Here is a 23846-nt window from a genome sequence, read left to right as displayed (position 1 = left end):
GGCAAAGGTACAGATGCTCGCTAAAACAGTCGGTACAGTCTGCATGATCGTTACATAATTGGAGGTTGCATGGGAGGCCTTGTGGGGCGGATCTCATGATCTGGATGTTTTCGAAGGTACCTGAAATAACTAAGGGTAGCGAAATCATCCCTGATCACATTTTTACTTAATCTTTGAGTTTGACGTGATCCGTCTGAGTTACGTTATCCTGATCAAACCGTAGAGCCAACTGGTGAAGCAAAAAACCGAATCCGCCGTCACTTACTCCCATCGAATAGGCCCAGGTATTAACAGCATCTTTTTTCCAAACGCATCGGCCGTAGTGATCCGGTCGCCCAGCAGGGCTTTGACCTGAGTGGTATCTTTTCCCAGTAAAATCTCGCTGTCAATCAGATCTTCAGCCATTTGAAACCGTTTGGCGGTCTGGGTTGCCCAAAGTTCAGCCTCAAAATCCAGATTTGGCGTATAGCTGATAGCCTTAAAAAAGAAAAGGACTAGGGTTACGTAGAGTATGGGTGTGGCCGCAATCGTGAAATCCATATGACTCCCTGACGGGTAACGGCGTCCACTTTAATAGCCGCCGTACCTGGCCAGCGAAAAAAGAAATAATGGTTTATTCCCAATACGAACAGTGTTACATGGACCTCAAAACCAAGGCCAAAAAGGGCGGGTAATGTAAACAAAATCATATAGGGCGGATAGATGTGGTGCGGAAAGTTAAAATTAGTCCCCTTTCTTCCGGTCAATGCTTACAAATAAGATCGAATCAATAGTATATCCATTGTTTTTCAGTACTTTAGAATCCTCATTCAAAGCAGTGCTTTGGAGCAAACTCAGGCTGAGTAATGGCTAGTCTGCCCAGGCAAAGCGGCTTCAGTGCCAGGTCTTCTTACGAAACAGTACTAGTTCTTGCCTTTTTAAGTACGCTTTTCGAGTCTCCGCCCTTCCAGTACGCGTTTTACAGCATTCTCCTATCTTAACATGTAACCCTATGCTCACCACATTTAAACGCGGGTACGAAAAGGCCCGATTCCAGACCATTCCGGCTCTGGTTATCCTGTTGATTGTTACCGTTTCGGGCTGTGTCAAAGACCACAACCCCGAACCGGAGTTTCAGTATCTGGTCAAAGCCGACGCCATCGCTCAGGTTTCCGTCAATGAAGTCAAACAACGAGCGTCTATTCTGGCTCCCATCGTGCAGTACGGCGTTACTGCTTATCGCATTACGTATCAAACTCTAGGCGTTGACCAGAAACCAGTCCAGGCCTCGGGCTTAATCCTGCTACCCGTTGGCTATACGGGCGACCTTCGCGTCCTTAGTTTCCAGCACGGTACCATCACTACTCAGGAGGAAGCTCCGTCGTCATATCTACCCGTCGGCAACATGGAGGCCTACGGAGCGGGTACGCTGGCTGCCTCGCTGGGTCAGGGTTATCTGGTCGTTATGGCCGATTATCTGGGTTTTGGGGAGAGCAAGGCACTGCCGCATCCGTACCAGCATAAGGCCAGTCTGGCTTCGTCTACGCTGGATATGCTTCAGGCGGCCCGTGAGTTTGCGAACAGTAAAGGAATCAAACTTCAGAAAGGTGTACGCCTGGCGGGTTATTCCGAAGGAGGATACGCGACACTGGCCCTGCACCAGGCTCTCGAACAACAGACGTCGAGTGAACTCACGGTGTTGGGAAGCTACCCGGGGGCGGGAGCTTACGACATGCTGGCAACGGCCGAATGGGTGGTGAGTCAGGACAAAGATCTACCCATATTTGCCTCGGCTTACTACATGTGGGTACTGCTTACTTATAATCAGCTTTACGGCATCAATACTCCTTTGACGGATTTTCTTACGCCCGGCAACGCAACGAAAGTAGCGGCTGCGGTAGCTACGGGTAATCCTCTGGCGGCTGATGTGGATCTAAATCCTACGAAACTATTCTCAAGTTCCTTCATTGCGGGGATTAAAAATAAAACCAATCAGCCGTTGATTAAAGCGTTACAGGCAAACAACGTTTACGACTGGAAACCGAAGGCCCCCGTACTCTTTCTGCACGCCACGGGGGACGATATTGTTCCGGTGTTGAATACGGAACTAGCGGTGAAGGCCATGCAGGCCAAAGGAGCTACCGTGGCTTTTCAGGCCTTGGGCACGGCTGGCACGACCCATCGGGAAGGAGCACAACTGTATCTGGCAGCCATGGTACGTCTACTGACCACTCCCTAAAACGGCCATTGAATACACCCATTTGATTGTACTCATATTTTAAACGGAATAGTAAGGGCTAGCAAACTTTTTGCTAGCCCTTACTGTCAGAGGCTTATCTGTCTGAAATGACTTTGCCTGAAACAGTTTCCTAACCTGGCTGGATGAGATCCTGACCGATTTATGCGGGATGAAAGCAGTCCAGACAGATCGAGCCAGGCAGGCGTTGACCGTTGCTCGCTTTCGTTTTATTTCTGTAGGTAGGGGAAGAAAACCTGAAAGGTGGCTCCCTGGCCCGGCTGACTATGGGCCGTAATAGCCCCGCCCATGCTGGTTACAATCTTTTCACTAATGGCCAGACCAATGCCATTGCCACCGTATGCACTCTTACTGTGCAGACGCTGAAAAATCTGAAACATACGGGACAGATATTCGGGATCGAAACCGATGCCGTTATCGATTACATCAACGCGTAGGTACTGAGCGGCTTTTTGAGCAGGATGAATCTTTAGCGAAAGGTCACTCGCAGCAATTAGGGTTGAAGTAAGCTGGATATGAGGAATGGTCGCGATGCCCGCCCGATCGACCCGGCTGAATTTGAGGGCGTTGGATAAAAGGTTCTGAAAGAGCCGAATCAACAATTGCCGTTGTCCCCAAACGATGGGCAAGGGTTCAATAGAAAGTTTAGCCTGGGATTCCTTTAGCCCTAATTCCAGTAACTGAACGACTTCCTGCAGTACCTCGTCCAGAGGTACGGGTTTGGGCGTGTTCACTTTGGAGGGGACCTGTGAAAACTCCAGCAAAGCCTGCATAAGCTCCGACATCCGACGGGCAGAGGCCTGTACGCGGTTCAAATAGTTTTCGGCTACCAGATTTTCATCGGGTAGTTGCGGACGAAGCAAATCGACAAATTGCTGAATTTTACGCAGGGGTTCCTGCAAATCATGACTGGCTACGTAAGCGAAACTCTGGAGTAGTTCATTCGAACGGCTGAGTTGAATATTGGCCTGACTAAGCTGTTCGTTATTCCGGGTCAATACCTCAGCCATAACCTGCGATTCTTTCCGGCGGCTTTCAATCTCCTGACGACTGATTACTATTTCGGTGACATCCGTGGCCACAACTACAATATATTCCTGACCCAGCCTACCTCGCAAGGGTGCGTAAACGAAACTGATGTAGGCGAGTTCCAACTGACCATTGCGGTCAAAATAAGCAGGTTGTTCCTGGCCACTCACCGGCTGATGCGTTGTCCGGACCTGCTCGAGCAATTCTTCCAGACCCAGTCCCGCAATGCCCGGAAAAGCTTCAAACACCGGGCGATTCAATACCTCTTCCACAGGTCTACTCAATTTCCATAGTTCCTGAAAGGGAGTATTCGCAAAGCGAAGCTGGTGCGTAGGACCTTCCAGCAGGGCAATGCCCAGGGGAGCCTGTTCAAAGAAAAGCGATAACCATTGATCGACGGGCTGATTTTGATGTTCAACCCTGGGTTTTACTTCCTGACAAAGACCTGTTAAAATAGAATGTTGCTCATTTTTAGCGAAATACCGCTGTCCCCACCATCGAATCCATTTGATCTGATTAGAGGAATGGATGATTCGAAAGGTCTCGTCAACCGGTTCTGATCTATGCAAAAGGCTTTCCCAGGCCTCGCTTAAAATACGTTGATCTTCCGGATGAATACGCTCAAGCAGTTGCTGAATAGTGAAGGAATCAGCATCACCGGGTAAGCCCAGTAATTGATGGCCCAGCGGGTCCGTTTGTAATGCTTCGGTGAGGGGGTTTATTCGCCAGACTCCCAGACCAGCTGCCTGTAAAGCTAAAGTGGGGTCTAAACGATCCCCGGAAAAAGCGTCTAGTCGCTGATCATTATTCATGCAGGAAAAAGAAGCAACAAAGTGTTGCATATTGATAACGAACTAGGCACTTTAAAGTTTCAAAAAGATTGAGACAGCACTAGGCCTGGAGAGGTAGTATCCCTGGTTAATGTTTTATTTTCGTAAACAAGTTGCTGTCTCATGAGTGATTAAGCAGGCTGACTTAAAAATTCCTCCTTGCGGATCTCATAAAACGAATGACGCAAAATTAAGCTAGCCGCCACATTAGCAATGATGCCCGCCAGCAGGAAATAGAAAATGGCGGAATGCCGGTCCGTCATTTCTAGTACCAAAATGGCCGACGTAAAGGGGGTACGCGTCACGCCCGTCAGAAAACCAATCATACCCACCAGAATGAGCAGATTATGGTGTTGGACCTGAACGGGAATGACATATTCCAGCAACAGCGAGCTGAGCATCGCTCCGGAAGACAAAGACGTGGCAAAAATCCCCGCCGCTCCACCCGCCGAAAACGACAGGGCATTGCCAATAAATCGAACCGGAAAAGCGTACCACGCAATGTGTTCCGTGCCTTCAAATAAGGCCTGATTAATCAATTCTTTTCCGGAACCCATGGCCTGTACGCCCGAGAAAAAAACAATCGTTGCAAACAGCAGGCCCAGTCCGGTTACGAATACGAGTTGTTTAGTCAGGCCCGGAAAACGTTTCCGCAGCGAAGAAATCAGCAGTAATAGTTTGGTAAAGGCCGAACCCGCCAACCCCGTAACAAAGGCAATGCCGATGACCAGCCAGATGGATTCCAACGGCAGTCGAGTGATTTTTGGAAAGCCCAGAAATAGGTACGGACCCAGCAAAAACTGACTCGTTATCCCCGCAATAATCACGGAACTGAGTACGGCCGTCCGGAAAACGGCGAGATGAGCTTTCGTCAGTTCTTCGACTACGTATACAATACCACCGAGAGGGGTGTTAAACGCCGCCGCTAGTCCGGCCGCTCCTCCCGTCACGATCATGACCCGTTGCGAGACTTTATTCCAGGTTTCGGGTACAAGCCGGTAAATGGTTTCAAAAATGGACCCGGCAATCTGAAGCGTTGGGCCTTCCCGTCCGGTGGCACCCCCGCCGAGGAGCAGTACCAGATTGCTCGCCACTTTTACCAGTGCAATGCGGATGCTGAGCAATTTATCTACTTTCCAGTGAGCCTTCGTCTCGGCCAAATCTACCGCGGCCATGAGTTGTGGAATGCCACTGCCCGAAGCCGTTGGAGCGAGGTAATGCGTGAGCAACCAGGCTCCGCAAAAACAGAGGGGCGTCGTCAAAAAGATCAGATACGGGTGATTTTGGTACCAGTGCATCCCCGTGTGCTCGACGAAAGCAAACACTTTTTCGTACCCTACCGCCATTAATCCGACTAAAACCGAAGCGATCCACAAAGGAGCGGCTCGCAAAGGTGCGGTGGATAGATTATGTGTAATCAGCCAGTGGTTAATTTTTTGTACACCCGTACTTCGGCTGACGCGTTTGAGATACTTTCGTAAGCGTATCTCCCATTCATTCAAGTGATATTTGCCCCTCATCATCATAGATACATGATGGCTCGAAGGTACTAAGGTTTAATGGGAGGGAACAAATAGAATTGTTTTTAAGTGAAAAGTATAGGTAAACGATCGATTCTGCTCCAGAAGAAATCCGATTCTAGAAACTTCCCAATGCCTTTCGAAATACCGATCAGGTCATACCGTCAAAATTCCTTAAAAGAAAAAGGAGCCAGTACTTACCAGCTCCTTTTTCTCAGTATCCATTTGATCCGTAATCCGCTGCGTTACTGATGGCATCCAGAAAGCTTTGGGGAATAGGTCGTACGGTATGTCTGGATTCGTTGAAATCAACGCTCACGATGGGGTTCGTCGATTGCAGGTACGACTTGGTCAGTTTACCCATCCGTTTCAGATCATACCATCGCCAGTGCTCGCCGGTTAGTTCGCGGGCCCGTTCGTTCACCAGAAAATCCAGCGTGACCTGATTAGGCGTTACCGTGATTTCACTTTCGCGACTGGCCAGGGCAGCCCGTTTGCGAATGGTGTTGACGTAATCCGTCGCTTTCGCCTGATTGTTGAGATACAGAGCCGCTTCTGCGGCAATCAAATAAATGTCGCCCAAACGGATAATCGGAATGTCACCCATCCAGTATTGATTCGTGTAGGCAAATGGCTTGCTCGAAAACTTCCGCATCGCCGGGTAGATGTTAATCAGGTTCGGGTAGTTGGCCGGAATCTGAGCCGTCGTTTTGTAATTGCCCGTAACCGGATCAAACAGATCGCTCGGGTCGGCTACCAGATAAGGTAATTTACTTTTGGTAGTTTCATCAATCGTCCAGTTCGGCGTAAAGACGGCCAGTCCCTGATCGTTAGCCATGTTGGTTTCTTCTTCGAGTTGCGTCGTAACGGGCAGGAAGGGACTGGTGTAGGGGGCCGTAGTACCCAGAATAACCTTCCCAACCACGGACGGATCTTTCCGGTAAGCCGTAGCCATCGCGGCGGTAATCGTTTTGTTCGCGTTGGCGTAAAACTTATACGTAAACGTCTCTTTGAACCGCGTGTCGGGTGTGTTTTCCTGCGGCTCGAAAATGCTGGTGAGCAGGTACTTGCTGGGTTTGTAATAGCGGGAGTTGGCCCGTCCGTACAGGACGCTGGTTTCGCGGGTACCCCATTCGGCACCCCGACCACCCAATTCCGGCAGGTAGTACTGTCGCGTACGGCCCCGGTTGTACTGCTCTGGGTTCAGGCCTGAGGTAGGATCAATGGCTTGGAGGAACAGGGATTCAGTGTTGGTTTTGTTATTGGCTCCGTCCCACAATTTGCTGAAACCTGAGCGGCTGGCGTCGCTCAGATACAGGGCACAGCGAAAGGTTGCCGTATTGTTGATGAGCTGCTCGGCCGTTTCCAGGGCCAGACGGGCGTAGGTTTCTTTTTCGCCCAGACGGGTGCGTTGCAGATACACTTTCGCCAGTAACCCGTAGGCCGCTTTCTTGCTGACCCGACCGCGAAGGGACTGCGTGTAGGGCAAATGCTCACAGGCAAATTTCAAATCAGCAATGATGGAATCGTAAAATTCCGCTTCGGGATTCCGCACCGGACTTAGCTCCACGCTACCTTCCGCCGCCGATGTCTTTGACAGGGTTACGTTACCAAACTGCTCGACGAGGTTAAAATTGGCATACGCCCGAATGAAGTACGCCTCGGCAATTTTGGCGTCCAGCTCTGCCTGCGATGCGTAGCCTTTTACATTTTTCGAGTAATTAATGGCTGTGTTACAGTAGTTTACCAGCGAATACAGGCCGTTCCAAATCACCCGAACGGTACCCGTCGTGGTGTTCAGCGTGTTGTTGTACAGCAAAAGCCCGATGTCATTGTTACCGACGTTCACCCAACTATCCGTACCCGCTTCGGTAGGGCCGATCAGGTCCACTTTTCCGTGAAAAAAGTACAGGTCGGTGTAACAGCCGTTGATGGCTCCCTCCAGGCCTGCTTTGTCCGTCAGTACCCCTTCCACGGGTAAGCCGGCGGGGTTGTATTCGCCCAGTTTCTGGCAGGAGGCGAGCGTCCAGATGGCTACGAAAATCAGTGTATATACTCGCATACGAATGGTTTTTAAAAGGAGAGGTTCACCCCCAGAATGATTTGTTTGAAGAGCGGAAAGGAATCCGAGCCGCCCGATTCCGGATCAAACCCTTTCAACAAAGGACTTCTCGTGAAAATCAGTGGATTATAGATCGTGCCGTAGAACCGCATCCGTGATAAGCCCAGGGTATTCTGCAGGGGCTTGGGCAGGGTATAGCCCAGGGTAATATTCTTGACTTTTACGTACGAGCCATCCACGTAATTGAGGGCCGAAACGAAAGTGTTACTAAAAGCCGAACCCGGTTGCGGGAAATCATTCGTCGGATTTGTGGGCGTCCAGTAGTTGTAGGTTTCGGGCTGGGAAATCGTATTCCAGTAACCCAGTCCGGTCGCATTGATCGTATGGCCGAAACGCATATTGACGAACACGGTCAGATCAAAGTTTTTATACGCAAACGAATTCTGAATCCCCATGAGCCACCGGGGGTTCGCACTGCCCACAATCATCCGATCGGCTGCTGAATAGGCATGTACCCCGTTGTCGGATTCGCCATTGGCATTGACTCGCGGGACGGTTTGCAGCCGAATATCGCCGGGTTTAGCTCCGTACAGGCGAGCCTGAGCACTGTCTGCCGTTTGCCAGATGCCCGTTTTCTTGTAATCGTAAAACGTGCGAAGCGGCGAGCCAACGAAGAGGTTTTCCGAGATGAGCGAAGTGGCACTCTGAGCGTTTCCCAAATCAATACTAACCAGCTTTTCACGGGCGGCCGTAAAGGTTACGGTGGTGTTCCACTGAAAATCCTTCTTTGCCATGGTGCGGAAAGAGGCGGTCAGTTCTAACCCTTCGTTCTGCGTTTTGGCAATGTTCAGCACTTTGGTATACAGGTTTTTCGCGTCGAAGCCGCCCGCCGTCGAAGGCAGATTGCGTTTGTACAACACCCCATCTGTCCGCGTCCGGTAGAGGTCGGCCGTCAGGTCAATTCTGCCGTTGAATAGGGAGAAATCGACGCCGAAGTTGGTAGTATACGACTTTTCCCAGGTAAGATCCGGATTACCCAGAGCCTGTTTCACTACGTAGATGGGCAGAATGCTCGAACCGCCCAGCGACAGGTTAGACCCCGCCGTTTTGGATACCATTTCCGAAATGCTCTGGTACGGCGAAATGTTGTTATTTCCAGTAACCCCGTAGCTAAACCGAACCTTCAGATCATCAATCCAGGTCTTGACGCCTTCCATGAATTTTTCATCACTGGCCCGCCAGGCCACCGACACCGAAGGGAAAGACGCCCAGTTGCGGTACAACTGCGAAGCCCCGTCCCAGCGATTGGATAAAGTCAGCAGATACTTGCCTTGATAGCTGTAGTGCAAACGTCCGGCGTACGACATCCGGCTGGTTTCCGAATAGCCCGTCGAACGGTTGCTGACGGTATTGGCGGCTCCGGTGTTGTAAAACTGGTAGTAATCAAAATCCAGGCCGTTGACTGAAATGTTGGACGTTTCCGTCTGCGTCTTCGCCATCGAAGTGATCGCCGTGGCGGTTAACTGATGGTCTTTGGGCAGATTCAGGTTGTAGGTTGCGTAGGTTTCCCAGATGTACGAATAGCCAATACCGTTGGAGTAACTCGCTTCCTTGTTTACCCGTCCTTCCGATGCTGGATTATAGGCTCGTTCGCTCTGGAAAAAGCCATCCCGCGAACCCGATGCCGTCAGACCCAGGTTGGACCGGATGGTCAGGTTATCCAGGGGCGTTAATTCGACGTAGGGATAAATATTGACATTCAGGCTTTTGGAATTGTCTACGTATACGCCGGGAGCGTAATTGGCAATGGGGCTGATGGTAGAATTGCTTTCACCCAGGGGCCGGAGTCGAACGGTGCCGTCTTCATTGTACGCTTCACCTACGGGAGCCACACTATACGCTTTGTTCACCCGGCTGGCGGTGGCATCGGTATTACGGGCCGTCAGTACGGTCTGAATCCCGGCTTTAAACAGCTTGCTGAACTTCACATCCATGCCGGTACGCAGGTTGAGAATCTTGGCTTCGTCGAATTGGTAAATCCCCTTTTCCCCGATGTAACCCATGGACAAATAGGCCTGCACTTTATCCGTGCCGCCCCGCAGGGAAACGAAGTGGTTTTGCTGAACCCCGGTTTTAAGCGTTTCATCCACCCAGTTTACCCAGCGGCCCTGTTCGACCAGATTACGCACTTCCACGGACGAAACCAGATCGACGAGGTTATCGGTGTAGGTGCCCCGTTCGGTAAAATAGCGGTCTTTCTGGTACTGAATCCAGCGGTTGCCAGTGAGTGGTTTGGGAAAACGGGCGAAACCGTTGATGCCGTAATAGCTATCAACGTCAATCTGTAATTTTCCGGCTTTGGCCTTTTTGGTAGTAACAATGATGACCCCGTTGGCTCCGGCCACGCCGTAAATGGACGTTGCCGCCGCGTCTTTCAGGACATCGATGTTTTCAATATCGTTGGGATTCAGGGCATTGATATTTCCCGGTACGCCGTCGATCAGGTACAGCGGCGTTTGTCCCCCGGAAATGGAGCGGTTCCCGCGTAAGAGAATGTTGGGCGTAGTGCCAGCCCGACCGCTACCCCGTTCAATATCCAGACCCGCCACGCGGCCCTGTAGGGCTTCGACGGGATTCGTTACCGGACTTAGGGTGATGTCGGCGGCTTTCACGCTGGAAACGGACCCGGTGAGGTCTTTTCGGCGAGTGGTACCGTAACCGATGACCACTACTTCGTCCAGAGCACTAGGTTCGGGTTGCAGGGAAACATTCAGTGCGGTTTGATTCCCCACCAGCAATTCCTGGCTTTTATACCCCACAAAAGATAGAATCAGCGTGACTTCGCCATCGGGAATACTCAGCTTGAACTCCCCCTGTACATCGGAGTTGGTACCCCGCGTCGTGCCCTTCACGATGATACTGACGCCCGGCAATGCTTCGCCTTTTTCGTCCTTCACCGTTCCCTGAATCTGGCGATCCTGAGGAGCCTTGGGTGACTCTACTACCTCGGCTACGGTAGCGAGTGTGGGCGTATTGATGGGAACTGTCGTTTTTTCGGGGAAAGTTGAGGTCTGTTCCTGCGGCTTGCGATTGCGTACAATCATGTACACCCCATCGCTTACTTTTTTGAAGCCGAGGGCATTGGGTTGCAGCAGTCGGGTCAGGTTTTCTTCGAGCGAACGTTTGCGATCCACTATTGCCGGATCAACGGGCAACTGCACCAGTCGATCTTCAAAAATGATGTTGACCCGGTAGGTACTCTTTAGCTGCATCAACACATCCCGCAGGGTCGCGTTGGGTTGGCGGGTCATCTGATTCGTAACAAAGGAAAATCCGGGCCCCGTCTGGGAGTGGGCCGACACCTGCGAACAGACGGATAGGGAAACACAGACCAATAGCGATCTTCGAGCTCGCCGGGAAAGCAGTCTCATACACAAAAATAGGTTTAGGGTTAGCGTCTAGTCTTTGAAAACAATCCGGTTGTCGTGACGGGTGAAATTGATGGCGAATAGTTCGGCGATAAGCTCCAGGGTGGCTTCGGGGTTTTCGGCGGGTAAGAGGCCCGTAGCCGTTCGACTGGCAAGTTCCGGATCATTGATTTCCACTTCGAAGCCATAGGTTTCTTCGAGAATGGACGCCAGTTCCCGGAGGGAGGTTCGGTTGAGCGTGAGGTGATGGTCTTTCCAGGAGGCGTATTGCTCCGGATGGGCGGTGTGCGAGCGACTGAGTTTTCCCGACGGATTCATGACGACCAGATCGCCGGGCTTCATCACGAGCGGAGAAGCCTGCGGAGCCTGCTTCATCTGTAAGGCCACTTTTCCGGATCGGAGCGTAACCTGCGAGCGACGGCTGCGGGCAAAAACGGTAAACTGGGTACCTAAGACGTTCACTTCCAGACCACTGGGAATGGAAACGATGAAAGGCTGATGCTGCGGCGTATGTTCAATCTGAAAATCAGCTTCGCCCCGCAGTTCGACCCGACGCGTACCTTCGCCGAAGCCAAATCGCGGATAACGCAGGGAAGAGTTGGCATTCAGGGTAACGCTTGAACCGTCTTCAAAGGAAATTTTCCGGGTTTCACCGTATCCCGTTTCACTCGTCTGGTAATAAATCAGGTTCCGAATGGCCGGAAAAGATACGCCGAGGAAGGCAACGACCAGCACGGCCGCAATCAGCCGAATCGAAGTCCGGTTCCACCAGCGGGTGGGCGTATCATCGGTTTGAAGGATCGATTCCGGCTCGGGTTCCTGATGAAGCATTTGCTGCGTACGCTGAAAAGCATCCTCCCACGAAGCTCGGCCCTGTAGGTGGTTTAGCTCCCATTCGTGCAGCCACTGGTAGTACTGTTCGTGGTTGCCAGCATCCTTCAGCCAGTCTTCAATGACTTTCTTTTGAAGGGGTGTAGCCCGACCCGCGAAATAATCGTGCACCGTGTTTTTAATGACCTGGTCTTCCATGGTAATCGGTTGGCTTTCAATAGGTGGTTGGGATGAAAGAGATTAGCTAAACCACTGTAGCAGAATAGTGATTGTTAGTATAGCCTTGCGAAGCTGACTCAGTGCTTTGGCCATGTGAGCTTCTACGGTTTTCAGGGACAGGTTCAATTCGGTAGCGATTTCCTTGTTTTTCTTTCCCTCAAACCGGCTCAGCATGAAGACCCGCTGACATTGGGCGGGAAGCTGTAAAATGGCCTGATCTATGCGTTGGTACAACTCATCATACTCGATCAGGGATTCGGGATTGTTTGCCTCTGAGAGGTGTTCGGAAGATTCCGGGGAAGTCGTATTTTTCTCTTCTTTTAACTCATAACGAACGTAGGTATACGCCCGATTTCGCACCGCCGCGTACAAATACGAACGAAACGTACCCTGCATGGAGTCGTAGGTATTGCTCTTCCAGAAATCATGAAATACATCACATACAATATCCTCCGCCTTTTCTCTAGTATACACAAAGCGTAAGGCATGGCTGAACAAAGGCTGATAATACAGACGAAACAGGGCTTCAAAACCTTTCCCGGTAGACTCGGCAAAAGCGGCTCGAATAAAATGTTCGTTATCAATCACTTTGGACGGTTCCGGTTGCAGACGCTCTTCCCGCAAAGAAGTTTCTGAACTAGAAAGCTTTTCTACCAATCCCATTAGCTACAGATGAGTCTTTACTAGGGTGACAAAGAATACCCCCCATACCCTTAGTACTCAACTCGAAATATTTTAATAAAAACTTCGTGAAGTAATATAATCGATTTAGGATAGGTGACCCACGTGGAAATCAGCTAGGTACCTATCAAAAGCAACCCCCCAAAGGAGTCAGGCATTCCTTTGGGGGGGTAGACGGGTTTCAGCTGTACCTAAATTATTGGTAAGAAAGGGCAAAGAAACTAAATACGGCTGGCTCGCCCGAGGCCCCCTGATGCAATAAGCCGGGTCGTGGACTACGGTCCCAGGGGGGCAGAAAGCTTCCATCATACACACCGGAGGTAGTGGTGAGTTCGTTCCATTTTTTACCGTCCGGACTCCAATAGAACCGCAATCGGGAGCCCTCTTTCACGTCCATTTTAAGCTGAACTGCTTTTGCTGAAGCAATCGACTCCTGCCGGAGAATCTGCCGCTGATCTTTCTTTACCTCCCAAATCTGTACCTGATTGCCCTGCATGCCGATGCCTACGGCTTGTCCGGCATCCCCGTAGAGCACCAGGCCTTTCAAGGCCGCGTTTTGATTGACGACTTCGGTGGTCATGGTATAATCACCCAGAAGGGGTCGAATCGTCAACGCCGTACCGGAAAGGTTGTTTGCAAGGGATTGACCCGTTAAGAAAAGATTACCCTTGCTTACTTTAACTTCCGGTGTGGCATGACGAAAATCCCACTGCCAGCTGCCGGATACCGTGGTTGCGGAAAAATCATCCCGGAAATTCTTGACGCGTTCCGCGTCGTTGCCCAGCGGTTTGATTCGGGGCCATTCCGCATCCCATACTACTTCGCCCAGCATACCTTGTCGACCCGTGTACACCAGATCCTTCTTATTATAAGCATGGTACAGGTAATAGGTTTTTCCGGCTGGCGAAGTAACCAGCGTGCCGTGGCCTGTGCACTTCCATTCGTCGGTTTCGGCCAGTAGGGGGTTGCCTTCAAAGCGGGTATAGGGTCCCTGCAAAGATGCCGACCGGGCAACTTCTACTTTGTAATTACAATCTCTGCCGCAGCAATTGCCGGGGGAATAAAACAGATAGTATGCGTTGTCTCGCTTGATGAGAGCCTGTCCTTCCAATCCTTCTTTTTTATCATCCCGCAGGAGCATAAAGGGTTCTCCTTGTACTTTTAATCCGTCATTGGAAAGTCGGCTCCCCAGAATTTCAATGGGCCGTTGATCCAGACCATAGGCTTTCCAGGTGATGTACAACTGACCCTTATCTTCGATCACAAAGGGATCAATGGCTTCTTTGCCAAACTCCAGCAAAATGCCCCGATCGGTAAATCCTTTCGCCAGATTCCTGGATGTCGCTACGCCGATACAGGAAATGCCATCGCTTTTTTTGCGGGCTACGTAATACACAAAGTAGGTACCGTTTCGGTAATACAGCTCCGGAGCCCAGAACGAAGCCGCCGCCCAGGCGGGCGTTTTGGGAAACACGTACCCGATGGGCTTCCAGTGCAATAAATCGGTGGACTGAAGTAAAGGAAAATGGGGTGCCCATTCCGAAGAAGTTCCGGTCGCGTAGTACGTTTGACCCACACGAATGATCGAAGGGTCCGCGAAATCCCCGGGAATGACCGGATTTTCCCGCCGCTGGCTACTATCGACTAAAGCCAAGGCAGAGACAGAGGAAATGCTTTCAGGCTTTGAGAAAGTCAAAAAGGGAAGGGTAAAAAGCAGGAAGAAAAGGAGTTTCATACGGTTTGTCGAGGTAATACATGCGGCAATCGGCTGTCGTAAGCGTGTACGTATAGCCAGCCTTGCCAGTACAAATAAATGTAAAATCGACCGCTTTTTACGTATGAATCGACTTTGCCTGACGGGAAGCGGCAGAAAAGACTAACCGAATGAGTGGGGCAAAACCTATTGGTTGCCTAAAGCAGAATCGATTGCCAGGCAAGACCGATTCTGCTTTTATAAACTACACAGGAGAACCTATTTCCTAAAAGTCCTGCTGTCTAAGCCTATCAATTTGCAGGACATTGGTATCGAAAGAGACATTCTGATCTATGCGTTCTCAGCTGAAATCTAATCCCTGAAGGATTGCCGAAAGGCCACCGGAGAAAGTCTGGTTTTGGCTTTGAACAGCTTGCTGAACGATTGCGGATGCTCAAAACCCAGATGGTACGCAATTTCAGCCACGGTTAAGCCGCTCGTACTCAGGTAGGTTTTCGCCGTTTCAATCAACTGATTGTGAATGTACTGCTGCGTACTGACCCCGTGTAGCGTTTTGAGTAGATCCGTTAAATAGCGGGGCGATACCTTCACGTAATCCGCCACTTCCTGTACCGTGGGAATGCCGTTCAACGGTTGCGAGAATCGGCTGGTTAGGTACGCATCCATGGTGGTTATTAAATCATGATGGACTGCTTTACGCGTCAGAAATTGCCGGTTGTAATAGCGATTACTGTGATGCAGTAGCAGTTCAATCTGCGAAACCAGTACGTCCTGACTAAAGGCATCGATGTTGGTGTGAAGCTCCCGCTGAATGGAATCAAATAGCGAGGTAATGACCTCCTTTTCACTCGCCGATAAAAACAGGGCTTCCGAGACATCGTAGGAAAAAAAATGATACTGCCGGATCGACTTGCCGAGCGGATAGGGTCGAATCAGATCCGGATGAAAATACAGGGCGAACCCCTCGTAGTTGTCCGTGGAAGCAGTCATGGTCACCAACTGATGCGGAGCTAGAAAAGCCAGTCCACCCTCCTGGAAATCATAGTAGCCCGGTCCGTACCGAACGTGACCGTTGAAGCGGGTTTTAAAAGAGATTTTATAAAAATCAAGCATGAAAACGGCTCCGGCCTGCTCTAAATCGGGAGCGGTTGCCTGATACGAAACCAGAGCGATCAGCGGATGCAAGGGCTTCGGCTGCTTCAGGTGCTCTAGCAGCTCGGTAATCGTTTTAAAAACGTGCGTTTGCGGTGCTTTCATGCGATCAATCTGTATAAGCGTAAGGGCTGAGGGCTGAATGCCCTCTACTAGTCCTGGGCGGTCGGACGAATGACAATATCACCAATTTCTACGTCATCCGGTTGTTCCAGAGCAAAGGCCACCGTTCGGGCCACGGCTTCGGGCGGCAGGCCGAACGTGTCCATTTGATCCGTGATGGCTGCTTTTAAGGCTTCATTTTTCAACTGAGCTACAAAATCGGTTTTTACCATGCCTGGTGAAATGCCCGTCACCCGATACTTCCCTTTAGATTCCTGTCGCAGTGCTTCATGAATGGTACGAACGGCGTTTTTGGTTCCCGCGTAGACGCCCTGATTGGGCGTAATTTTAATCCCCGAGGTAGAAATAATGGTAATGATGTGCCCGAAACCCTGTTGTTTGAATACTGCCAGCCCCGCAGCGATACCGTACAGAACGCCTTTCAGGTTAATATCGATCATCTTTTCCCAATCCTCAATTTGTAACTCATCCATTCGCGAAAGCTCACTCACGCCCGCATTATTGATGATAGCATCTACCTTGCCGTACTGCTGACGGGCCAACGCAACCAGACGCGTCAGATCTGCCTGCTGGCTAACATCGGTTAGAACGTAAGTAGCCTGTCCGCCCTGTTCTTTAATTTGATGTACGAGTTCGATCAGACGATCTTCCCGCCGGGCTCCCAGAACCACAATCGCCCCTTGCTGAGCTAACAGGCGAGCGGTAGCCTGGCCAATGCCACTGCTGGCTCCCGTGATGACGATAACTTTTCCCTGATTTGTGCTTGACATACGTGTGCTGTGGAATGTTTCGACAAAGTTCACAATCACCCATTTGCTAAACGTAGCCTAAAATGCAGAAGACTTAGCCAAAATGTTGGGGTAGGGATGAATGGTGTATAAACAGTGGTAGCCCGGCATGTCTCCGCTAAGATTCAGCCCAAGGTCCCTACATCCTATCCGGAATCAATAAATGGGATTAACTGATGGATTCGCTCAACCCTAATAGTAAGGGCATCTTTATGGTAAAATTAAGCCGTTTTTTCGTATAGTATAAACCGTTACTTTTGTATCGTCTCGTTAATGCAGAGGGATTGAAACAAGATCTCTGCTCCTTGTTGCAGGGCCGGGTTCTCTGGTTGGAACCTACTCCGTTAGTCAGGCTGATTTATGGGGATTATCAAAATGACTGACGGAGTTCCTGTATAAGGAAGATTTCTAAGAGTCCATGTAGCATTTTATATCCACCCACCTCTATGTATCCTGGTAAAGGCTTTCTCCGATTATTGGAGAGAGCCTTTATTATTGCTTGGGGAACGTAAGGAATGCCTTATAGTTTCTGTTGGATAACTGGCAAACAAGGACCATCGGCTCGCGATCAGGCGAAATACACGACTGAATCGAAGTGTCGCCCAATTCTTCCCCCTTAACTACCGAATTTGTACCCCCGTTCGGGCGAGCGGATGGCTTAGTATTGCCTACCGAAAACACGCTATGAACGCATCGCCTTCCAACCCCAGAAAAAGTCACTATCCTGCATGGCTCATCTATGCGTTAATGGTAGTGATTATTGGATTAACCCTGTTTGTGATTTACACGTTTTAACTGTAGTCTTCTTCCAGCGGCGTAGTCGTCGTTCGAAATTGTCGGGCGTATTCCGAGGGCGGCACGTTGTACAGCTTCTGGAACATTTTCCGGAAATACTTCACGTCTTCAATCCCTACCTGATACGCAATATCCGATACCCGCATCGGGGTGCTGGCCAGAAGCTGGGCGGCCCGTTTCATGCGTACATCGCGAATGAATTCAACAACGGTTTGCCCGGTAATACTTTTCAGCCGCCGATAGAATACCGACTGACTCATGCCCATTTCCTGAACCAGGATCTGAACGTTGAATTCAGGTTCCTGTAATTGGCTTTCGACAATCTGCATGGCCTTTTCCAGGAAGAACTTATCGGCATCCGGAATGACGACTTCGGAGGGCTCCAGCAAAATTTTTCGCTGGTAATACTCCCGTAGTTTGACCCGGTTCAGCAGTATACTCGTGATCTTGGCGTACAGGATTTTAGGATGGAAGGGCTTGGCAATATAATCGTCGGCTCCGTGTTCCAGACCTTCCAGTTCGTACACCGCCGCGGCTCGGGCCGTAAGCAGCAATACGGGAATATGATTGGTTTTGGGATGCTGCTTGATTTTTCGGCAGAGTTCCAGACCGTCGCTTCGGGGCATCATGATGTCACTAATGATCAGATCGGGCAGACTCGCCAGGGCCTGATTCCAGCCATCCAGCCCATCAACGGCCGTTAGTACTTCAAATTCACCGACCAATAGCTGGTGCAGATACTTCCGCACTTCTTCGTTGTCTTCTACCACCAATACGCGAAGCGAAACCGGTAACTGACTGGTGGCCGCCAGGAGTTCCGCATCGGCCTCGGGTAGCTCCAGCGTAGCGGGAACGGAGGTTTCGGGAACGTGAATTTCGGAGGCTTGCAAATGGCGGTTTCCGAAAGGCAGGCGGACCGTAAAGGTAGTCCCCTGATCCGGTGCACTGGTCACCGAAACTTCGCCCCGGTGCCGTTCCACCCACTGTTTCACCAACGAAAGGCCAATGCCCGAACCTACAATCTTCAGCGTTTGGGTATGAGAAGCCTGGAAATAGGGATCGAAAATGTGCTCGAGTTCTTCGGTGGGCATCCCTACACCCCAATCCCGTACCTGAATTTCCAGGTAATGCTGTAGAAGCCGGCCATTCTGGTACTCCGCCGACTGCCCGGCATCTCCCACGACCTGTAGGGACAAGCGAATCCGGTCCTGCGGGCGGGTGTACTTGAAGGCATTTGACAAGAGATTAGTCAGAATGATTTCCAGTTTGTTCCGGTCAAAATACAGGTAGATGGGCTCTGCCGGTTTTTCCAGCCGGTAATCCAGTTGCATTTCTTCGGCTTTGAGCTGATAAATGAGATACAGCTCCTCCACAAAACTGCTAATGTTTTCCCGACTGGCCTTCAGGGACAAGTGACCCGACTCCACCTTGCGAAAATCGAGTAACTGATTCACCAGATCAAGTAGCTTACGCGTCTGGCTGTGCATGAGTAATACTTTTTCCCGCAAGCCACTTTGCTGGTATTTGGAAGATACCAGTTCTTCCATCGGTCCCAGAATTAGCGTAAGGGGCGTTCGGAGTTCGTGGGAGACATTCGTGAAAAAGCTCAGCTTCAAATCGGTCAGTTCCTTTTCTTTTTCATGCTGGAATTTTTCAAAAGCCAGCGTATTTTTCAGAGCCTGCTGGGCCGTAGCGATGCGGCGGTACAACAGCAGAGCCCCCGTCAGGATACAGCCATAAAGCACGTAGGCCCACCAGCTTTTCCACCAGGGCGGTAAAATCGTTACCTGCATCTGAGCGGACTGGCTCGACCAGATGCCGTCGCCGTTGGTTGCTTTCACCAGAAACGTATATGTACCGGCAGCCAGGTTTGAAAAACTGGCCATCCGTTGTCCGCTGGGCAATTCCACCCAATTCGTATTGTATCCTGCCAGACGATACGCGTACCGTTGCTTCTTCGGGTTGGCATAGTTCAGGGCGACAAAAGCCAGCGAAAAATCGTTTTCAGAGGCCTCCAGCCGAACATCCGGATTTGCCGAAAACGGCTTTTCCAGCAGTACCCGACCATTTAACGTATCACCCGTAGCTACGGGTTGATTGTGTACGCGAAATTCGGTGATCTGTACCAGCGGCGGATACGGGTTCGGACGGATTGCGGCGGGTTTGAAAGACGTAATACCGTTGATACCGCCGAAGTAAAGCGTCCCGTCGCTGGAGCGGTAGGAGGCTCCGACTTTAAAGGAATTACTCTGGAGGCCGTCCGTTACATCATAATGCCAGAGCTGACGAGTACGGGGGGTGAACTGATACAGACCCGTTCCGCCAATCCAGAGATTTCCCGATTCGTCAAACTGTAAACTTTCAATATCGTTTTCGGGTACCCAGCGGCGGTAGCGTTCGATGCGTTCCGTACCGGGTGTGAGTCGGTGCAGACCACCCCCGATGGTACCGATCCAGAGGTTTCCGGCGGAATCTTTGGCCAGGGGCCAGGCGTAATTTGTTTGCAGACTATTCGGATTACCCGGTTGGTGCGTAAAGGCTTTCAGCAAGGACAATTTACCCTGCCGGATCTGGAGTTTGAGCACGCCCTGATCCCGTGTACTGGCCCATAAACAATCCTGACTGGCGTCGTACAGAAGCGAGGTAATCTGTCGCGTGGGCAAATTACGCTGATCGGGCGAGTAGGTACCCCGGTATTTTCCCTGCTCATCGTACGCAAGAATACCGGCACTGCTGGTGGCAACCCACAGCATACCGTGGCGGTCCTGCGTGATGTGTTCGATGCAGATGTTTCGCCAGTCCGGTCCGTTCGGGACGGGAGCTTGCAGGCGGGGTGGTGAGCTTCCGCCGGGAGCCATCCGCAAGAGGCCTTTGTAACGCGTACCGATCCATAAAGTACCCTGGGTATCCTGATAGATAGCCGATACGTCCATGCCATTATCCCGGCCAAATACCGTACTACTGAGGTAATTTTTGAAGGTTTTTTGGCGGAGGTCGTAACTGGCAAATCCGTTACGGGTACCCATCCAGATCTGCTGGGCTTTTTCGTCTTTAAAAATGGTATTGATGTAATTGTGAGCCGGAGTCGTGGAGCCTAGCATCTGCCGCCGGATGAGACCGAATGGTTTCGAGCGGAGTTTCAGCAAGTTGAGGCCCCCGGCCGAAGTTGCCAGCCAGAGGTTATTAAACCGATCTTCCAGAATATCGTGCACCCGTACGGAATTGATGCTGCGTAAATCCGTATCCTGGGGCAGGAAGGTTTGTACGTCGGTCACATCCAGCGGCAGTCCGTTACGCTGGGCAGGCCGCATAAGCATCAGGCCATAACTGGTACCAATCCATAGTCGTTGAAATGAATCGAGAAACAGGCTTTCAATCGTTGCAAACTGCAAGGGTAGGGCTTGGGGCTGTAACTGTCCCGCCTGAGCGAGTGTAGCGTTTGGAGCCCAGAATACCTGATTTCCCGTACCAATCCACAAATCACCCCGGTAATCCCGGTGAAGAGCCCGAATCGGTGTCTGTCCCAGAGCCTGTACCTGTAAAGCCGTGCGGGAATGGGGCTTGATGACCCATAGCCCATGATTAAGCGTTCCCACCCAAACCTGTCCGGTACGATCTACCGCAAGTCGGGAAATGCTGGGCTGACCGAAGATCGGAATCTGGGCAATCTTTTGAATGCTTCCCGAAGGAGCCAGCTCTACGACAAACAATCCGGCCTGATGGGTGGCAATCCAGAGGCGGTGCGGGGCGTCGGAGGTAATGGCATTGATGTTTACTTCGGATAATTGTTGAGCCAGAGCCTGAAAAGCAGCGGCTCCTGCACATTCCTGAATACTGGAAAAGCGGTCTTTTGAAGCGTTGTACAGATATAATCCGGCTCGTTCCACACCCACCCACAAGCGTCCGCTGGGGTCCACATGCAGCGTTCGAACGCGGTTGGCCGTCGTCCCCAGGCGGTCATTCAAAGGCAAGTCGTACGTCTTCAGGGTATGCCCGTCGTACCGATCCAGCCCCTTATTGGTTCCAACCCAGGTAAAACCCAGCCGATCCTGAGCGACGCACATGGCATCGCTGTGGGAAAGGCCTTCGTTGACCGTAATATGTTCGAACCGAAAAGGTGCGGATTGAGCCATCGCCGGTATCAGGCAGCAACTCATCCAGAAAAGACAGCTTAAGAAAAAGAACTTCATAGATTGGCTAATATGCCCCTCTGTTTTGACGAAAAAAAGCCTCCCCGGCCATTACGCAGGTTCTAACTTTGTTGTACGCGTGGTGTAAGAGAAATAATCCACTCGAAAATCAACTTAAAAAGATCATAAGTTTACTTATTTTTCTCTTATTCACAAGTATTTTTTCAATTCCTTTTCAAAACCTTTATGTCCTATCGTATTCTTTTTTGTCTGTGGCTTTTCGTAGGTTTCATTCCCTCCGGATGGGCCGAACCCCTTCGGAAAGATCCCTATTCGGCGTACCTTTTCGTTTACTTTACCGGTAAAGGAGCTAATCAGGAAGCCATACGTTTTGCCGTCAGTAAAGATGGTTACAACTATAAGGCACTCAACTTCAATCAGCCGGTTATTCCCTCGGCCGAGATAAGTGCCACGGGCGGCGTTCGCGATCCGCATATTCTGCGTAGTGAAGACGGCAAGTCGTTTTACATGGTAGCCACGGACATGCATACCGTCAAAAATAGCTGGGGTCCTAATCACGGCATGGTGCTGCTGCGTTCGAAGGATCTACTGCACTGGCAATCCAGTAAAATTGACATTACGCAAACGTATCCGGCCTTCAAGGAAGTAAACCGGGTATGGGCTCCGCAAACCATCTACGATCCCGTCGCGAAAAAGTATATGATTTACTGGTCCATGCGATTCGGGCAAGATGCTGATAAAATCTACTATGCCTACGCCAACGCGGATTTCACGGCCTTGGAAAGTACGCCCCAGTTGCTCTTCACCAACCCTCAGGGCGGTTCCTGTATCGATGCGGATATTATCCGGAAAGATGGGGTATACCACCTATTCTATAAAACGGAAGGCAACGGTAATGGCATCAAGCAGTCTACCGCCAAACAATTGACGGGTCCTTACACCCAGCACGACGCCTACCTGCAACAGACCAAGGATCCGGTGGAAGGCTCCGGAATTTTTAAACTCAACCATTCCGACCAGTACATTCTTATGTACGATGTCTACACCAAGGGCCGCTACGAATTTACGACCAGCAAAGACCTGGAGCACTTTACGAAAGTAGACCACGAAATTTCTATGAATTTCCTCCCCCGGCACGGTACCATTCTGCCGATTACGCAGGCCGAGTATCAGGCTCTGACGAAGCAATGGCCGCTGGCGAATAATCCCGTACTGGGTGGCCATTTTGCGGATCCGGAAGTGCTGTACGCGGAGAAAACGGGTAAGTTCTATCTCTATCCAACCAGTGATGGTTTTGATAACTGGGGAGGTACGTACTTCAAAACCTTTTCGTCCACGAATCTGGTAGATTGGCACGACGAAGGGGTTATTCTGGATTTGCCCAAGCAAACCACCTGGGCCAACCGCAACGCCTGGGCACCGTGCATTGTGGAGAAGAAAATTGGCGGGAAGTATCAGTACTTTTATTACTATTCGGGAGCCCAAAAAATTGGCCTGGCCATCGCCGACGAGCCGACGGGACCCTTTACCGACATTGGTAAGCCTTTCATTGATAAACATCCCGAAGGCATTAAACACGGGCAGGAAATCGATCCGGATGTTTTTACTGATCCGCAAACGAACAAAAGCTACCTGTACTGGGGAAATGGCTATCTGGCCGCGGCGGAGCTTAGCGAAGATATGCGTTCACTCAAACCCGAAACGCAGAAAATTCTGACGCCGGATCAGACTTTCCGCGAAGGCACCTACGTCATCTATCGGAAAGGAACGTATTACTTCTTCTGGTCGGAAGATGATACTCGCAGTGAAAATTACCGGGTACGCTACGCTACAGCAAAGTCTCCGCTGGGTCCTCTGACTATTCCATCCAATAACCTCGTCATCGAAAAAGACAAGAGTCGAGGGATTTACGGTACGGGTCACAACTCGGTGATTCAGGTGCCGGGCAGGGATGAATGGTACATTGTCTATCACCGCTTCCGCTACCCCGATGGCATCACGCTGGGCGATGCGGCGGGGTATAATCGCGAAACCTGTATCGATCGGCTGACCTTCAATCCGGACGGTAGCATTGCTCCAGCGAAGCCCACGTTGGAAGGGATTGCTCCCGTATCACTGAAGAAATAAACCTGACTTTTCATACCTCAAAACAGCTGGTGCTCTGAGCATCAGCTGTTTTTTTATGGCCTAAAAGGTGCTTGCAATCGTCTTTAGGGAAGTCATCTGGTAACCCCCTGATACTGAATGGGGCGAAGTCAAATTTACCCCCGCTTTTTGACGAAATCGT

13 protein-coding genes are annotated in these 23846 nt (G+C 50.7%); 2 read left to right on the top strand and 11 right to left on the bottom strand.

Annotated elements, in window-relative coordinates:
• Positions 1-261: 261 nt before the first annotated feature.
• Positions 262-540 carry a hypothetical protein gene (locus tag BWI97_RS20375; protein WP_102202557.1) on the bottom strand — a complete coding sequence of 93 codons (279 nt, stop codon included), beginning with the start codon at positions 538-540 and terminating at the stop codon, positions 262-264.
• Positions 541-991: 451 nt separating this feature from the next.
• Between BWI97_RS20375 and BWI97_RS20370 the strand changes: the two genes are divergently transcribed.
• Complete coding sequence (locus BWI97_RS20370) at positions 992-2218, top strand: lipase family protein (protein WP_102202556.1); 1227 nt, start codon at positions 992-994, stop codon at positions 2216-2218.
• A 227-nt stretch (positions 2219-2445) separates the two neighbouring features.
• Here BWI97_RS20370 and BWI97_RS20365 read toward each other — a convergent pair whose 3' ends face one another.
• The 10 genes from BWI97_RS20365 to BWI97_RS20320 all read right to left on the bottom strand — a co-directional run bounded on the left by BWI97_RS20365 (position 2446) and on the right by BWI97_RS20320 (position 21598).
• Positions 2446-4107: an ATP-binding protein gene (locus tag BWI97_RS20365; RefSeq protein ID WP_102202555.1), complete on the bottom strand. Its 1662-nt coding sequence runs from the start codon at positions 4105-4107 to the stop codon at positions 2446-2448.
• 119 nt (positions 4108-4226) lie between these two features.
• Complete coding sequence (locus BWI97_RS20360) at positions 4227-5597, bottom strand: chloride channel protein (protein WP_158242809.1); 1371 nt, start codon at positions 5595-5597, stop codon at positions 4227-4229.
• Positions 5598-5829: 232 nt separating this feature from the next.
• A complete protein-coding gene (locus BWI97_RS20355) occupies positions 5830-7677 on the bottom strand; it encodes a RagB/SusD family nutrient uptake outer membrane protein (RefSeq protein WP_102202554.1) in 1848 nt (615 codons plus the stop codon).
• Between the two features lie 11 nt (positions 7678-7688).
• Positions 7689-11108, bottom strand: a complete 3420-nt coding sequence (locus BWI97_RS20350; protein ID WP_102202553.1) for a TonB-dependent receptor — start codon at positions 11106-11108, stop codon at positions 7689-7691.
• Between the two features lie 27 nt (positions 11109-11135).
• Positions 11136-12134, bottom strand: a complete 999-nt coding sequence (locus BWI97_RS20345; RefSeq protein WP_094808523.1) for a FecR family protein — start codon at positions 12132-12134, stop codon at positions 11136-11138.
• 42 nt (positions 12135-12176) lie between these two features.
• Positions 12177-12818 (bottom strand): RNA polymerase sigma-70 factor, encoded by a 642-nt coding sequence (locus BWI97_RS20340; RefSeq protein ID WP_233207920.1) that lies wholly within the window; start codon positions 12816-12818, stop codon positions 12177-12179.
• A 214-nt stretch (positions 12819-13032) separates the two neighbouring features.
• A complete protein-coding gene (locus tag BWI97_RS20335) occupies positions 13033-14571 on the bottom strand; it encodes a glycoside hydrolase family 43 protein (RefSeq protein ID WP_102202552.1) in 1539 nt (512 codons plus the stop codon).
• 330 nt (positions 14572-14901) lie between these two features.
• Entirely contained in the window at positions 14902-15807 is a 906-nt protein-coding gene (locus tag BWI97_RS20330; protein WP_102202551.1) for an AraC family transcriptional regulator, read from the bottom strand.
• Positions 15808-15854: 47 nt separating this feature from the next.
• Positions 15855-16595 carry an SDR family oxidoreductase gene (locus BWI97_RS20325; RefSeq protein WP_102202550.1) on the bottom strand — a complete coding sequence of 247 codons (741 nt, stop codon included), beginning with the start codon at positions 16593-16595 and terminating at the stop codon, positions 15855-15857.
• An 809-nt stretch (positions 16596-17404) separates the two neighbouring features.
• Complete coding sequence (locus BWI97_RS20320; RefSeq protein ID WP_102202549.1) at positions 17405-21598, bottom strand: two-component regulator propeller domain-containing protein; 4194 nt, start codon at positions 21596-21598, stop codon at positions 17405-17407.
• A 186-nt stretch (positions 21599-21784) separates the two neighbouring features.
• Here BWI97_RS20320 and BWI97_RS20315 point away from each other — a divergent pair, with 186 nt between their 5' ends.
• Positions 21785-23686 carry a family 43 glycosylhydrolase gene (locus BWI97_RS20315; protein ID WP_102202548.1) on the top strand — a complete coding sequence of 634 codons (1902 nt, stop codon included), beginning with the start codon at positions 21785-21787 and terminating at the stop codon, positions 23684-23686.
• Positions 23687-23846 lie beyond the last annotated feature (160 nt).

This window comes from Siphonobacter sp. BAB-5405 (assembly GCF_002872335.1).
Taxonomy (GTDB): Bacteria; Bacteroidota; Bacteroidia; order Cytophagales; family Spirosomataceae; genus Siphonobacter.
Note: the sequence above shows the minus strand (reverse complement) of the source record. Positions and strands in the feature narration are given on the sequence as shown.